This is a genomic window from Vibrio sp. 10N.261.46.A3 (assembly GCF_041472995.1).
GTDB classification, from domain to species: domain Bacteria; phylum Pseudomonadota; class Gammaproteobacteria; order Enterobacterales; family Vibrionaceae; genus Vibrio; species Vibrio coralliirubri.
In genome coordinates this window covers 175,665-190,755 of record NZ_JBFRRH010000067.1, presented here as the reverse complement: position 1 = coordinate 190,755, position 15,091 = coordinate 175,665, and the positions used below count along the sequence as shown (strand labels likewise).

Here is a 15,091-nt window from a genome sequence, read left to right as displayed (position 1 = left end):
TTAAAATGCTCTAGCCGTGTCCTGCAATGGCTGCCGCACTTAAAAACTTTACTTCTACCTTATCTGCATCAAGAGACTTCGATCCTAAAACCTCTGGCCGTGTGTTTTCCATTGCCTGTGTGTCGGCAGCGAGCTACGAAATGATGCCAAAAGTCATGCAGTTAATCAGCCCAGTTGCGCCAGGTATCGCGTTAGAGGTTCATCCTCTGTTTACCGAAGACTATGAGTCCGATTTAAGGCTTCAAAGACATGACGTGATTGTTGATATGACGCCCAAAGGAAGAACCATGCTTAAACACGAGGTGATTTCTACAGAAGAGTTGGTCGTGGTGTGTAGTAGTGATCATCCTACGGTTGGCGATACGATCGATATGGAACAGTTTTTAGCACTCGAGCATGTGGTGGTCTCTAGGTGGCATGCACGTAAAAGCTTATTGAGCTCTGAGCACTACAGTGACCTTGAGAAACGTAGAATCGTGTATCGCGCAGCGGGCGTTGTAGAGATGCTGCCTGTTATCGAAGGCTCTGAGTATATCGGTGTAATGCCTATTTCATCGGTGCGTTGTTTTGCTGAAAAGTACGCGGTAAAAACACTGCCATTACCCTTCGAGTTGGAAGATCTTGATATGTGTATGATTTGGCATCCAAGCCGTACTAATGAACCAAGCCATAAGTGGTTACGAGCTAAGATCAAAGCGGCAGCAAAAGAGTTGTCAAGTTAGCCTATACAAGGACATAGCCATGGAAAGCATTCGCGCGATTTTAAACGGAAAGAAAGCCAATATCCCGGAATTAAGGCAAGCCATCTTTGCGGCGAGGGACAACGATATTGACCTGCAAGTTAGAGTGACTTGGGAATCGTCGGATATGTTCCGTTTGGTAAGCGAGGCTATATGCGATGGTGTTAAGCGTCTGATTGTGGCGGGTGGCGATGGAACGGTGAATGAAGCCGTTAACGCGCTCAACCAGTTCCGTGCCAGTGAAAGACCACAACTGGCGATTATCCCGATGGGCACGGCGAATGATTTTGCTACCGCAACGGGAATACCTAATGATATTTCGGGTGCTTTTGAACTAGCGCTGGAAGGCAAGGTGTTTGCTGTTGATAGCGTGCGTGCGAATGACCGCTACTTTATGAATGTCGCTGCGGCGGGTTTTGGTGCTGAAGTCACAGCTGAAACGCCGGTCGAGCTTAAAGATTTTCTCGGTGGCGGTGCGTATACGCTAACAGGAGTGGTGAAAGCACTCGGCTTTAAGCCTTACAGTGGCACGTTGACCATAGACAAAGGCAGCTTTACCGGAGAGATCCTTGTTGGTGCTTTTTGTAATGGTCGCTTAGCGGGTGGAGGACAAGAGTTAGCGCCAAATGCATTGATTGATGATGGTTTGATGGATCTTACTTTAGTCAAAACCTTCGTTGCTTCTGATTTGCCAAAAGTCATCGAAGAGCTCAAGCATCCAGCCGACGACGGCAAATACATTGTCCATACTCAAGCTCGCTGGTTAGAGATAGATTTCCCTCAGTCACTGCCCATTAACCTTGATGGTGAACCTTATCGTTCCAATCAAATACGTTTTGAAGTTATGCCATCCAGCATTTGTTTGGTGTTGCCAGAAAACAGTCCTTGTTTGGTGAAAAACCGGTAAACCACTTCGGTTGGGTAAACGGAGTGATCGACCGATTGGGTCATTCACTCCGTTAAGATTCGTTATGCCTCTTTTGGCGTTTGCTCTGAATTAAGCAAAAAGTAAGACAACCAGTCATCAATCGGCAAAGGACGCGCAAAGAAATAACCCTGAGCGTATTTACAACCGATCTGGCGCAGTGTCTTCACATGGCTCTGGGTTTCAAGGCCTTCTGCAATCACTGAAAAGTCGAGTATTTGCGCGAGTTTAAGCACCGCGCAAGTAATCTCGTAATCAACCTTTGATGAGTTAATATCTTCAATAAAGCTTCGATCTAACTTTACGCAATCAGCCGAAAGATTCTTCAATACCGACAGTGAAGAGTAACCCGTACCAAAATCATCGATAGCGATCTTGTAACCCTTAGAATGAAGCACCTCAATGGTTCTCGAACAGGTTTCGAAATCACGCATCATGTCTCTTTCGGTAATCTCAAGCAGCAATTGGTGAGGTTGGCAATCCGTTTCATCCAGTATCACTTGTAGTTGCTCGGCGAGGTCTGTCATATAGAACATTCGCGCTGAGAAATTGATTGAGAAAATCACGCCTTGTAGGTCTATTCCCGCACGTTGCCATTCAGTGATCAAGTTTGCCACTTTCTTGAACACCCATTTATCGATGTCGATAATGAGGTCACTTTTCTCCGCCACTTCAAGGAAATCAATCGGTGGCAGTAAGCCCAATTTAGGGTGTCGCCAGCGAATAAGTGCTTCGGCGCCAATAATGCCCTGTGAGTCTAAGTCGACTTTGGGTTGGAAGAACACTTCAAGCTCGTCATTGGCAATCGCTTGATGAAGCCCTATGTTGGTTTCGATTAAGTCGTTTACTTCATGGGTCATTTTATCCGCGTAGATTCTGTATTGGTCTCGACCGTTCCGTTTGGCGTGATACATGGCGGTATCTGCGTTGCGAATTAAGGTTTCACGATCCAAACCATGAGTAGGGTACTCACACACACCAATACTCGCAGATACGAAGATAGAATTATCATCGATGTAATACGGCTTTCTTAATGCTTGATTCAAGCGATCGGCGATCGGTTCACCTTCTTCTAGGCCAACATTGGAATACACAACCAAGAACTCGTCGCCACCCATTCGAGCAACAAAGCCTTTATCGCCGACTAAGTTACTCAGAATGTCAGAGACATTGACTAATAAGTTGTCTCCGGGCGCATGTCCTAAGGAGTCGTTAATGGTCTTAAATTCATCAATATCGAGATAAAACAATAAGAAAGAGGCGTTGCTCTCACTGGATTTTCTAATCTCTTCATCCAATTGTTTGGTGGCCAACAGTCGGTTAGCCAAATTCGTCAGTGGGTCATGGTGCGCGAGGAAGTCGAAGTTCTTCTTCTCTTCAGTGAGGTCGAGATAGGCCTCAGACAGCCTTAAAGCCATGTCGTTATAGGCTTTTTCTAAGTGAGACCATTCGTCACTTCTGCCCAAGTTGATCGGGTTTTTGAGGCTACCAGATTCTAAACGGTCGAAGCCATGCCTAAGGGCATTGAGTGGTTTTCGAATGTGGTGTCTTACAACGTGGCTAACCAGCAACATCGACAACACGACGGCTGAAAAGCTGATAACAATCGCATTGAGCCTTGATAGACCAATCTCTTTTTCAAGTTGGTCGGTTAGTTCTAAAGCTTGGCTTTGTACGCGTGACTCGGTTTTTTCTACCATCTCCAACAAGTCACTTTGGGCAACTAGCAGTGATGCCATCACCAACCAACGCTGTTCCAGATTCGCTCGAATGCGTTTTAAAGCCGCGTTGTATCGTTTGACCGTTCGATGAATTCTTTTCTTCTCAGCAATCACCGCTGAGGTTTCGATATCGACGTTTTCTAAATGGAGCAAAAATATATCGAGTTCTTTCTCGACCTCGATAAGTAGGACTTTCTCGGTCTCTGGCGTGATACGGCTGTGAATGTCACCGACCATTTTTCCCGAGGTGAGGAACGACTCTCGTAGCATGTTGATGAGATCTAATTCATTGTTATAACGGATGAAATTAGGTTGGTCTAAGTGCCTTAGCTTGCTGTCGGCTATCGCAAATTCGAGTTGATCAAGTTGCTCAGCTAATGCAGCGTCGATTTGATTGGTCTGCTTAAGGATTCGATTCAGTGCTAGCGAACTGCCTAAGAAACGGTGGAAGTTATCGATAAAGGCATCGATCTTTTGCGAGAAACCTTCGTTGGTCGAAAGATCTCTCAGTCGTTGCAGTTGGAAATCAACATTGAACGCTTCTTCAGACAGCGTGGTTTCACTGAACAAAAAAGTCTGTTCCAGCAGCTTAACTCGAGAGGTGAGCGTAAACACGCGACGACTGATTTCAGAGTTAACAATCAAATCTGACACGTGTGTCGAGGTTTCCGTTTTCAGCGTCGACTCGACGTAATAGAGCGAGCGGATCACCATGATGACCGCAAGGCTCACAATCAATAGCGAAACCAGGTTTGAAATAATGAGCCGTTGGGTGATGTTTATCTGAGGTAGTTTCATTGTGGCTTCCAAATTTTCAGATACGCTTCACGGTAGCCATTTTTAGGGTCGTAGATGCCTTTGTCTGACTGGCTGATGAGTTCTTCAACATTATCGGGCGTGACGAGATGCACAGGGGCAGAGTAGCCACTCGGAGGCATCTGGTTGAATGCTCGATTGAGCTCGTCGACAATTTGCCAACCTTGTAGATATAAGGGTTCAGGTACCGTCGCCAGTTGGAATTGACCGCTATTGATTCTTTTGTACGCGGCTTTGCTGCCGTCACCCGCTGAAATGTTTTGTGGTATTAGCCGATACTCTTCGAGATTAGATTCCAAAGAAGGGATCGCGTAATCAATGTAGAGGTCGTTGATGGCTAAGATGTGAGTGATTTTTTCGCCATATTGGTCATCAAGGTTTTTCAATGTCGCAGGCATCTGCTCGGCAATTTTATCGAGCGGTAAGTAGTTCAGTTCAAGTACATCACAGGTACCGCAACGCTTGATGGTGTTGACCATCGCGTTGGCCTTGATCATCGCAATTTCATAGTTCGGGTCGGTAAACACCACGGTTTTTGCTCGCCCGTTTGAGTTAACAATCGCGAGTAGCGCGGCCACTTCCGCCACATCGAGAGGGTCTGTGGTGATGTTGGTGTATAAGCCGATTTCTGGGTTGCCACCAACAAGCTCAGTCGCGTGCCAGCCAATGACAACGATTCCGAGATCTTCCGCTTGTTTCAAAATGGTTTTGTGTCGTACAGCGTCAATGCCGCCAAGCACAATGGCATCGGGTTCAAAGCCAATCGCTTTTCGGATAGCTGCGCCTTGGCGTACTTCTGAGCCTAAGCCATCAATGAACCTCAGATGCCAATTGATGTTTGAAATGGCCTCTGAGATACCTTTACCCACCCCGTAAACGCCACCATTACGTAAATCAGACGCGACAAAAATAACGTTTTTTTCATGACGCACCGCAGGGCCTTGCATTGGGCCATCCCAAGTTCTCTGGTTGGAAACCGCTCGCATCACTTTTTCTTCAGCATATTGGAAGAAATCGTCTTCATGATTACCCGCAAAACTCTGAGAGTAGCAAGTAGTAGCGAGCAACAAACTCGCAAAATTTAATCTCTTATTCATATGGCTTATAAAACGCTTTAACTTATAATCGCTCTATATTTATAATATTGTTAATAAACATTCAAACATTTGGTAACAGTTATGCCGGGTCAACTTTATAAAAATGTTTTACCAACTCTACTGACAGCATGTTTTTGCCTCCCTTTGTACGTCAATGCTGACGGGGTAAGGTCTGAGGCTGATGTAAAGAAACTTGAAAAATTTCAAGAGACTGTAAGTGGCGAGCCAATTTCATTAGCTCCGATGTCGGTAGAAAAACCGGTAAGAATTGCGCTGATTTATCCAAGTGCAGATATTTCTGACTTTTGGACAAGAAATTACACTGCATTGAAGGAAAGGCTCATCGCTTTGGATCTGCCTTTTGAGATCAGTGAGTTTACCTCAAGGCAAATTGAGCACTCATTACAAACCCAATACACCGAGCAAGTCCTGAATTCTGAGGCGCCTTATGACTTCGTCATTTTTGGCCCTTCTGAATTGGGTATCCAAGCCAGTAATATTCAAAAACTGTCCGCTTCAAAAGATTTCAAAACCTTTATTTGGGCGTTTCACACACCTAATGAGCAATGGAAACATCAACCAGACAGCTGGTTTGATTTCTCGAGCGCGATGGGGGCTGAGGTGCTTTGTGACCATGTGGTGAAAGAGCTGGGAAATGAAGTCGAGTTTTCAGCAAATCGAGGGATCCCGGGAATAACAGATACTCAACGTTCACAAGGTTTCATTGATTGTGTAGAGAAAAAAGGTGATTGGTTAACGGTGTATGAGCACTTCGGGCAATACCAGAAGATAGGTGGCGCCGATGGGATTCGTTTAGTGCTTGGTAACTTCCCTGAGGTGACCATGGTTCACAATGCCAATACTGCGATGACCATGGGAGCGGTGGATGCTTTAAACAAGGCTGACATGTTGTCTGAAATCTATGTAACGGGTTGGGGCGGTACTGCAAAAGAGATAGAAAAGATTCGTTCAGATGAATTAGACGCGACGCCTATGCGAATGAGTGATGACCTTGGTGTGGCAACGGCCGAAGCGATTAAGTTTCACTTGGAAAAGCGAGAGGCAGAAGTCCCGCTGGTTTACTTAGGCCGTATCACCGTTGTGCACAATAAGATGAATGACGACCAATTAAATCAGCTAACCAGAGAAGCGTTTCGTTACTCGGGCAAGAATTAGGTTCGATTCAACTATCCTTTATCAATCAAAAGAGCCGCTTATCTGTTTCGACCTAGTGAGTCAGAAACAGATAAACGGCTCTTTTATTGAGTGGGTGCTGGATTCGACATCTAGCTCACAAAACCTCAGAGATTGAATCTACTCAGTGATCTCTTGTAACACCTCTCCAATTGACCCGCTTGGTTGGGTGATACCCAGTTTGTTCGACAGTGTCGGTGCGATATCATATGGCGTTACTGCTCGCGATACCTTCTTAGCTTCAACATCGTAACCTGCAAAGATCACAGGCACGTGCGTGTCGTATTTCCATGGAGAACCATGTGTAGAGGCAATTTGAAGGCCTTCCATGTCGTTAATGTAGCTGCGCGGTGCAAATACCACATACACGTCACCAGAACGAGCAGGGTGGTAGTTGTTTTTAATTAGCTGCATCACATGCGTGTCCGGTACTCGGTTGGCCGCAATGTCACTGCTTGATACAGCAAACGCAACACCTTTTACTTTTGCAATTTCATCCGCAATAGCTTCTTGCACCTTAGCGAGATCAAGCTTCTTCTCAGCGATTAAATCGTGATTCAGATAGATATAAGGTTGTGCGTACAAGCGAATCGCGTCTTTGGTTAAACCAAATTCATCCTTCAATCGTTTCTCAACACCACTCGAGAGTAGTGTGTCTTTATTGAAGTATTGAGCTTGATTGAAACCAAGCGCATTTGCCGCAGGTGAAGATTCAGGTACACCGTGGTCGGCAGACAGCACAATCAATGTGTTTTCTAGCCCGACTTGGTTATCCACGGTTTTGAAAAGCTTAGCGAGAGTCTTATCAAGTCGGATAAGGTTGTCTTCTGTTTCTAGGCTTTCAGGGCCGTAAAGGTGCACCACGTAGTCGTTTGATGAAAAACTTACAGACAGATAATCGGTCACGTCACTTTGGCCAAGCTTCTCTTGCATCAGCAATGTGCTAGCGAAGTTTTCCGTGATCTCGTCACCAGCAGGGCTCACGGTTAGGGTGGTGCTGTAGTATTTGTAGCTTGCCGGGCCATAAGGATGAGGAAAGGTGCGTTGGAAGTCACCGAGTTTCACTTTGTGTTCGGTATCGTGTTCTTGCAACGTGTACTTATCACGCGGTAATGAGAGCTCCCATTTCTGTTTGGAATACTGAGCAGCAATCGCTTTCTCGTTCCAGCGTGATACCCAATCTGGATACTCGTCGTAGTAATAGTTACTGGTGACAAACTCAGATTGTGCTTTGGAGAACCAGAAGGCTTTACCACTGTGTCCTGCCAATGAGATTGCGCCGCGGTCTTTCACTGATACACCGAACACTTTTGATTTGCCACTATTGGAAATCGTTAGCTCGTCACCAAACGTGGTGGAGAGTATTGGCTCAGGAGAGCGACCATCGCCTTGTGCTGTCTTCTGCGTTGGGTCGATCTCTGTTGCTTTATCGACACCTGCACCAGAGGTCAGCATTTGGTAGTTACCGTCTTCTACGTTATACACCAAACGTTCTTCGCTACGGTCATACCAAACGTTACCTACCATGCCGTGTACGCTCGGTGGAGCACCTGTTGCAAGCGACACATGGCCCACGATCGTTTCCGTGTTGCCATGTTGGTAGTTTGCGTTGGTGTAGTAGGTACCATCATCCATTAAGTACCGGAAACCGCCTTCACCGAAGTTGTGCTTATATCGTTCGATTAGATCTGCGCGCAGGCCATCTACCGTGATTTGAAGGACTAGATTTGGCTTTTCCTCAGCTGAAGCTGGGAGAGCGCAGAGTAACGCGAGGGTTAGTCCTGAAAGCTTGGTGTATTGCATAGAGTTTCCTTATTCACTGTTACCGCTGAGTTCTAATGTTTGGTCAGGTTTGTAACGTGTGTACAGTGCGAATCGTATTTTTAGTATTGTTGGTGACGATTAGTGAACCATAACCTTCGGCATCTTTAGTTAGTTCGCTTTGCTAGCTAGTTCACAGCTTTAGTTCGTATCCTTAACTAAACGCAGCCCCATATCTGACATAGTGATCGATTGGCTTGCAAAGTCACGACGGTAACTTTCAGATTCATTTTCGTCATAAGCAAAGCTGCCACCGCGAACCGATTTGTGCGATAAACCAACGTCGCTGTGTTTTGCATTGTTAGGGTTGTCTGTTGGACCGAATCGGTAGAAGGTGTCATCGAAGGCATCGATAACAAACTCGCCCACGTTTCCTGTCATGTCATATAAGCCTAGTTCATTTGGTTTCTTTAGCCCGACTGGATGTGCGCTATTTTTAGAATTTGCTGAGTACCACGCAACATCATCTAAGTTATTGGAACCACTGTAAGTATAGCCTTTACTTTTGTTGCCACCTTTGGCTGCAAATTCCCATTCAGCTTCAGTAGGCAAACGGTATTCTTCGCCTGTAAGTTCGTTCAATTGCTCGACGAAGTAGTTCGCTTGTTGCCAGCTAAGGTTATTGACTGGAACTTGTGGGTTTTGGAAATAACTGAGAGATGAACCCATCACCGATTCGAACAATTCTTGAGTCACCTCAAACTTCGCAATATAGAAACTATCTACAGTTACATTACGTGCAGGACGCTCTGCTTTGGTCGCTTCTGGATCGTTCGACCCCATGGTGAATGTGCCGCCTTCAACCAACACCATCTCTTGGTCAATTTGTTGGGCGATGGGGTGTGTAGGCACGCTTGCACAACCACTCAGAAGAATAGTCATGGTGACGCTGCTAATTGTTGCTAACTGTTTGTAATTAAGAAATTTCATCACGTGCCTCAGATGTTCGAAATAGGGTCTAATTCTAACGTTTAAGGTCATTCCTATTGGTTATAAAGGGTATAACATGTCACATGATCGAATAGGAATTATGATGGGTCCAGAATACTAAAATAGGTAGGTAAATCATGCATATTACTCAAGGTCCACAATATAACGGTAAAGCGTCTAAGCGCTTGCATGTCATGGCTAAGCCGATTGGCGCAGCGTGCAACATTGACTGTAAATATTGTTACTACCTAAGTAAGCAAGATTTGTTGGAGTACAAGAAAGGCAGTTCTCCAAGAATGGATGATGAGACATTAGAAACCTACATCCGACAATACATCGACGGTCAAAACACGCCAGAAATCATCTTCTCATGGCAGGGCGGTGAACCGACCATGCTAGGTTTGGCGTATTTTGAACGCGTGGTTGAGCTACAGAAAAAGTATCAACCTAAAGGCGTATTGATTTCAAACGATTTACAAACCAATGGTACTTTGCTGAATGATGATTGGGCTGAGTTTCTTGCGAAGAACAACTTCCTGATTGGTTTGAGTATTGATGGTCCTGAAATGTTGCACAATGCCTATCGTGTCAACAGAGCTGGCCGTGGCACATTTAAACAAGTGATGGCGGCTGTGGAACTACTCCACAAACACCAAGTGAAGTTCGCAACGCTGACTTGTGTGAATAACCTCACCAGTCAAAATGCACTTGAGGTCTATCGCTTCCTACGTGATGTGGTGAAGTCACCGCAAATGCAGTTTATTCCTATCGTTGAACAGAAAACGTTTAGAACGGTTGCACCACAAACATCTCAAGTGAGTGAGCAGCTCAAACAAGGCGATAAACGCCTAATCCCCGGCCATAAAGATTCGATCATGGAATCGTGGTGTGTGTCGGATTTGGCTTGGGGTAACTTCTTGATTTCTGTGTTTGATGAGTGGGCTAAAAACGACATCGGTAAGGTGTTTGTACAGTATTTTGAAGCGAGCGTAGAAACATGGATTGGGCGTCCGAACCCACTGTGTACCTTGAATGAGATATGCGGAAAGGGCTTGGCAATGGAGCCAAATGGCGACGTGTTTTCATGCGACCACTATGTTTACCCTGAATACAAGATTGGCAATATTCATCATGAGAAGCTTGATGACTTAGCGTACAGCGCACCACAGCAAAAGTTTGGTTTTGCTAAATCCCGCACACTGACCAGTCAATGTCAGCAGTGTGATTACAAGTTCGCTTGTCATGGTGAGTGCCCAAAGAATCGCTTTATCAAAACTCGTGCAGGCGAACCGGGCTTGAACTACTTATGTGCAGGTTGGCATAAGTTCTTTTCTCATGTCGATAAGTCGATGGCGTATATCGCTCGCGCGATGGGGCATCCGGTTGCTCATGGTAAATTCAGCGACTCAGTTTTGATGGCGCATCGAGCAAAACAGGCGCAACAAGCTACGTTCGAGACCAAGTTTTAGCTTGTTCTTTGGATCAGCAGGTCCAAGATAAATTTAATCAGATACGAGTCTAAGGACAGGCTAAGTTCTCCAGTTTAAGGTAATACTATGATGAAGAAGAGTTTAGCGACGGCTGTTGCTTTATTGGTTTCAACGTCCGCATTGATTTCAACGTCTACGATGGCTGCGAATAGCGTTCAACAAACGGTTGACGCGCCAGCACAAAATATCAATCAAGTGCTTGAAATGACGGACACTCAAACCCGCATTCAACAGTTGTCTTACATGGCACAAGATCAGAATCAATCTGTTGAAAATCGTACTGGTGCACTGCAAGAGCTTGCTTCATACCCCAGCCAAAATGCGCTGGTGGCGGTTGCAAGAGGCTTAAAAGATCAAAACCCTGAAGTTCGTGAAGCGGCGGTTATCGGTTCTGAACCTTACCAACTTGAACATCGCTGGGCGTTAGTTTCACCCCTGCTAAAAGACGGCGATACCATGGTTCGCCATACGGCAACGTCAAACCTAGTCCGTGACTTCAATGCATTGGATGACGAGCAGAAAGCACAAATTGAACCACCAGTCACAGAGCTTATTAGCTTCTTGGAAACGCAAGAATCTGAAAAGTACCAATTACTGTTTGCTGATGTGCTTCGTTGGCACAATGACTGGGATAAGGCGGAAACGGTTTATCTAGAGCTGATCAATACGCATCCAAAAGAAGCGCAAGTATGGTTGAGCTACGCAGATAATTTTCGAGCTCAGAACAAAGATAAGCAAGCAGTCGAAGTATTAGATCGTGGTTTGGAGAGCGTGCCAAACAACGCCGCTCTGCATTATTCGAAATCGTTGACTCTGGTTCGCCTTGAAGACAAAACTGCGGCAGCCAAAGAGATTGAAGTGGCTGCGAAGCTAGCGAAAGATAACAGCTACTACTGGTACCTAAATGGGGTATTACAAGAAGAGTTGGATATCGACAAGTCGACTAAATCGTTCGAGAAAGCATATTTGATCTCTGGTTCTCCAGAGCAGCTATACGCGGTATGCGATATCTATGTGCGTTACGGAAATGAAAAGACCGATGATTGCTTAGGTGAGCTAGGTAAAGTAGCTCCTGACTATGTTATTGAACAGTTGAAAGATAAACGAGTAGCGCCAAGCTCATAATATCCTAATGAGTAATTAGCGAAGCCTATAATGAAAAGCCAGTCGACACGTTCGACTGGCTTTTTCGCATCCATGAACTGCTTAGACGAGGTTCAAGCAACTAAAGACAAAATAAGGGCAAGACTGTTACTTGCCCATTTCGTTTTATTATTCACCCATAGAGCTTGATGCACGGCGTCTGTCGGTCGCACCATAGATCTTGCCATCTTTGACTTCAATGGCATTCAAGCCACTGACGACTGGAATGACATGCACCTGATAACCGAGCTGCATGAACTCTGGTACTAACATTTCGGCGTAGGTTTTCTTTTCGACGAGCAAACCCGTTGGGTCATAAGGTTTGGTGCGATCAATCTTGGTGCCGTATTGGATGTTTGGAAGGTCAATAGCTTCCTGCGCGGACAGATCCCAATCTAGAACACCTACCACGGCTTTCAACACGTAACCCGGAATTTGCGAACTGCCTGGAGAGCCGACAACTAAACGCAGGTCGTCTTTTTTATCCATAACCATTAATGGTGTAATTGCAGAGCGTGGTCGCTTACCCGCTTCGATGGCATTTTGAGTCGGTTTACCGTTTATGGTGGGTTTAGTGGAGAAGTTCGCCATTTGTGCGTTAAGAATTACACCATCGACCATTACTCCAGAGCCCATGCCCGTGCCGACGGTGCTGGTCATAGCAATGGCATTACCGTCTTTGTCGATAATGGATATGTGCCCGGTATCTTGGCTCTCAAAACCTTGATACTGAGCGTAATCAGTATTGGATAGCTTGCCTGCTTTCGGGTTTGTTTTTGAAATACCACTCTCTGGAATGAGCTTACGTCGCTCATCGATGTAGGCTTTGTCGAGTAGGGCAGCAACTGGCGCTTCGATGTAATCTGGGTCACCGGCATAAGCGATGCGATCGGCCTTAGCGATTCTCATGGCTTCGGTCATCAAGCGCCAAGGTTCAACATCGGTTTTAGACATGTCTGCTAAGTCATAGGCCTCTAACATTTCGAGGCTTTGAGCAACCATCACACCACCAGAGGCTGGATAACCAAACGAGACAATCTTGTTGCCTCGGTAGTCGCTTTCGATAACCTCACGTTGTTTCACTTGGTACTGTTCAAAATCTTCAAGAGAGAGCTTAGCGTGGTCGGCGTCGATTCGACTGTTAACCGTTTCAACGATGTGCTTACCAAACTCGCCACCATAAAGGTACTTATCGCCTTGTTGGGCAATGTTGCTAAGAGTGTCAGCAAGCTTAGGGTTTTTCATCAATGTGCCGGTTGGTTTGATTTGGTCGCCATTCCAATACAGGGCTTCGATTTCTGGATCTTCAATCAACCTTTCTTGTTCACGAACCACGATGTCGTAGGTGTAGCTGTTCATCGCATAGCCCTTGCTTGCCAGTTCAATTGCGGGTTGAACAAGCTCAGACCATGGCAGTTTTCCGTATTGTTGATGAGTGCTATAGAGCAAACGAAGTGTGCCGGGAACGGCAACAGAACGAGCCCCTAAAATCTCGTTTCGACTTAGCGCTTCTCCATTTTCCATGAACATGTCTGGAGTAGCAGTTGAAGGGGCTTCATCTCGTCCATCAAGTGCGAGGAATTGATCTTTGTCTTTTTGGTAAAACAGCGCAAAAGTACCACCGCCGATCCCAGTCATATCCGGTTCAACCACCGACATTGTCATCTGCATCGCCACCATTGCATCGACTGCATTACCGCCTTTTTTGAGTATCGAATACCCAGTGCTGCTTACGTATGGATTCGTTGCACTTACCATAAACTCTTCGCCAGTTTCGTCTGGCGTAATTGGAAAAGGATTTGGCTCAGCCGCGAAACCGACCGCTGAAACCAAACTTAAAGATAAAGTAGCTATTCGCATGCGTTCTCCGTTTAAGGTATCTGTTTATTCGCTCTTAGGTTGACCAATTTAAGGTAGTGAAGTTCGTGAGTTTACAGCCTTCTTACACAATATTGACGGCTCTGACATTAATCGCCAAATCACCTAAATGTTTCTGTATTAAAGGATAGTTAAGACCAATTTTATGGCTTATTAAGCATGACAATTCAAAGACATAAAAAAGCCCAGACTGTTTGATTAGCTTGGGCTTTTATTTCTATAGACGATGATTTTTACGCATGATTAGAAAACGAAACTCAGCATGATGGTGTAAAGGACGGCATCTTTGTCATCAAAGCCAGTGTGCGCGTTAAAATCTTCGACAAACGCTCCGTTTGACTTGCGAGCTTCGAAGTATTGCACTTCACCATTGATAGAGACGTTTGGTAACACATCGTAATCAACTCCGACTAAATAACTGTTTCCGTTTAAATGCTCATGGTCGTCAAATTGTGCACCATAAACGACATAAGGAGTGAATGACCCTAAGTGGTAACCAATACTTGCGTACATAGATGAAGAAACGTCACTGATTTGTCCTTCACTGGCAAGTACAACCTGACCAAATTCATACTCGGCACCTAACGACCAAAGTTGGATGTGCTGGTTCTCTTTTTCTTGTCGGTAGGGAACCAAAATAGGAATTCCAGAGACCGAAGTAAGGCCGGAAGCTGTCTGATCGAAATTTGAATCTAAGAAAGATAAATTCCAACGATAATCCTCTCCACTTAATTGTAAGTTGGCACCAAACATTCGATTCGTTTCAAATTCCAGTTCTGTATTCGAATTAAAGTCGACTTTGTTTTTGTCTTTTACACCGAAGAAAGGTGAGAGCAATAGCGTTGCTTCATCACTGACATCATGAGTCCAGCTCACTTTTATGCCGTTGAAAGCTGTGATTCCGAGAACGCTGTTATACACCTCTGTCGGTGGCCTTGCTGTCATATAGGCTTGGCCCACATAGTAGTACTCAGAGGCAAGGAATAATGGTAGTCGTAATCGACCAATGCTGACATCAAAGTCATTAAATTCATAACCTAAGTAAGCCCACTCTAGCTGCGGCTCACTCCAATCATATTGGGGTGGCTTGACAACTTGCACGGAAGCTTTGAATGAGTTGTAGAAGTAATCGAGTTGAACACCAAATGTGGTATCACAGTCGTAACAGCTCTCATCAGTAAAACCGCGGTTGATGATTAATGGATTATCGTTATCCGATGTTGCCCAAGACGTTGAGCCAAAGCCACTCAAGGATAAATTATCGGTAAGTTCAATATTCGCAAAAGCCGGAGAGGCCATTGAGGCACATAACACTGACGTAATTATTCTTTTCATA

10 protein-coding genes and 1 pseudogene are annotated in these 15,091 nt (G+C 45.3%); 5 read left to right on the top strand and 6 right to left on the bottom strand.

Translation table 11 applies throughout. From position 1 onward, the window contains the following. Nucleotides 1-20: 20 nt before the first annotated feature. Together AB4484_RS16335 and yegS are read left to right on the top strand one after the other, a co-directional pair. A pseudogene (locus AB4484_RS16335) lies at nucleotides 21-722 on the top strand (LysR substrate-binding domain-containing protein); the annotation flags it as partial. A 19-nt stretch (nucleotides 723-741) separates the two neighbouring features. Then, nucleotides 742-1,647: a lipid kinase YegS gene (yegS, locus tag AB4484_RS16330; RefSeq protein WP_372079277.1), complete on the top strand. Its 906-nt coding sequence runs from the start codon at nucleotides 742-744 to the stop codon at nucleotides 1,645-1,647. Between the two features lie 62 nt (nucleotides 1,648-1,709). Here the strand turns inward: yegS and AB4484_RS16325 are convergent, their stop codons facing one another. Both AB4484_RS16325 and AB4484_RS16320 read right to left on the bottom strand, forming a co-directional pair. Then, nucleotides 1,710-4,184, bottom strand: coding sequence for a putative bifunctional diguanylate cyclase/phosphodiesterase (locus AB4484_RS16325; protein ID WP_372079275.1), 2,475 nt, complete (start codon nucleotides 4,182-4,184; stop codon nucleotides 1,710-1,712). Further along, complete coding sequence (locus tag AB4484_RS16320; RefSeq protein WP_048611123.1) at nucleotides 4,181-5,299, bottom strand: substrate-binding domain-containing protein; 1,119 nt, start codon at nucleotides 5,297-5,299, stop codon at nucleotides 4,181-4,183. Before AB4484_RS16320 ends, AB4484_RS16325 begins: the two co-directional genes overlap by 4 nt. Before the next feature lie 81 nt (nucleotides 5,300-5,380). On the opposite strand from AB4484_RS16320, the gene AB4484_RS16315 reads away from it, so the two are divergent. Further along, the gene (locus AB4484_RS16315) at nucleotides 5,381-6,475 is read left to right on the top strand and encodes a substrate-binding domain-containing protein (RefSeq protein ID WP_372079273.1); all 1,095 of its coding nucleotides are present in this window, start codon (nucleotides 5,381-5,383) and stop codon (nucleotides 6,473-6,475) included. 138 nt (nucleotides 6,476-6,613) lie between these two features. Here AB4484_RS16315 and AB4484_RS16310 read toward each other — a convergent pair whose 3' ends face one another. Together AB4484_RS16310 and AB4484_RS16305 are read right to left on the bottom strand one after the other, a co-directional pair. Beyond that, on the bottom strand, nucleotides 6,614-8,296 hold the full coding sequence (locus tag AB4484_RS16310) for an alkaline phosphatase family protein (RefSeq protein ID WP_048608518.1): 1,683 nt from the start codon (nucleotides 8,294-8,296) through the stop codon (nucleotides 6,614-6,616). Nucleotides 8,297-8,455: 159 nt separating this feature from the next. Next, nucleotides 8,456-9,244 carry an SUMF1/EgtB/PvdO family nonheme iron enzyme gene (locus AB4484_RS16305; protein WP_048608517.1) on the bottom strand — a complete coding sequence of 263 codons (789 nt, stop codon included), beginning with the start codon at nucleotides 9,242-9,244 and terminating at the stop codon, nucleotides 8,456-8,458. Between the two features lie 137 nt (nucleotides 9,245-9,381). Here AB4484_RS16305 and AB4484_RS16300 point away from each other — a divergent pair, with 137 nt between their 5' ends. Continuing rightward, nucleotides 9,382-10,713, top strand: a complete 1,332-nt coding sequence (locus AB4484_RS16300) for an anaerobic sulfatase maturase (protein WP_372079271.1) — start codon at nucleotides 9,382-9,384, stop codon at nucleotides 10,711-10,713. An 87-nt stretch (nucleotides 10,714-10,800) separates the two neighbouring features. Beyond that, nucleotides 10,801-11,859 carry a hypothetical protein gene (locus AB4484_RS16295; RefSeq protein ID WP_372079270.1) on the top strand — a complete coding sequence of 353 codons (1,059 nt, stop codon included), beginning with the start codon at nucleotides 10,801-10,803 and terminating at the stop codon, nucleotides 11,857-11,859. A gap of 147 nt (nucleotides 11,860-12,006) precedes the next feature. On the opposite strand, the gene ggt is transcribed toward AB4484_RS16295, so the two are convergent. Beyond that, complete coding sequence (gene ggt, locus AB4484_RS16290) at nucleotides 12,007-13,737, bottom strand: gamma-glutamyltransferase (RefSeq protein ID WP_372079268.1); 1,731 nt, start codon at nucleotides 13,735-13,737, stop codon at nucleotides 12,007-12,009. A gap of 261 nt (nucleotides 13,738-13,998) precedes the next feature. Continuing rightward, a complete protein-coding gene (locus AB4484_RS16285; RefSeq protein ID WP_372079266.1) occupies nucleotides 13,999-15,090 on the bottom strand; it encodes a porin in 1,092 nt (363 codons plus the stop codon). Nucleotide 15,091: the final 1 nt, after the last annotated feature.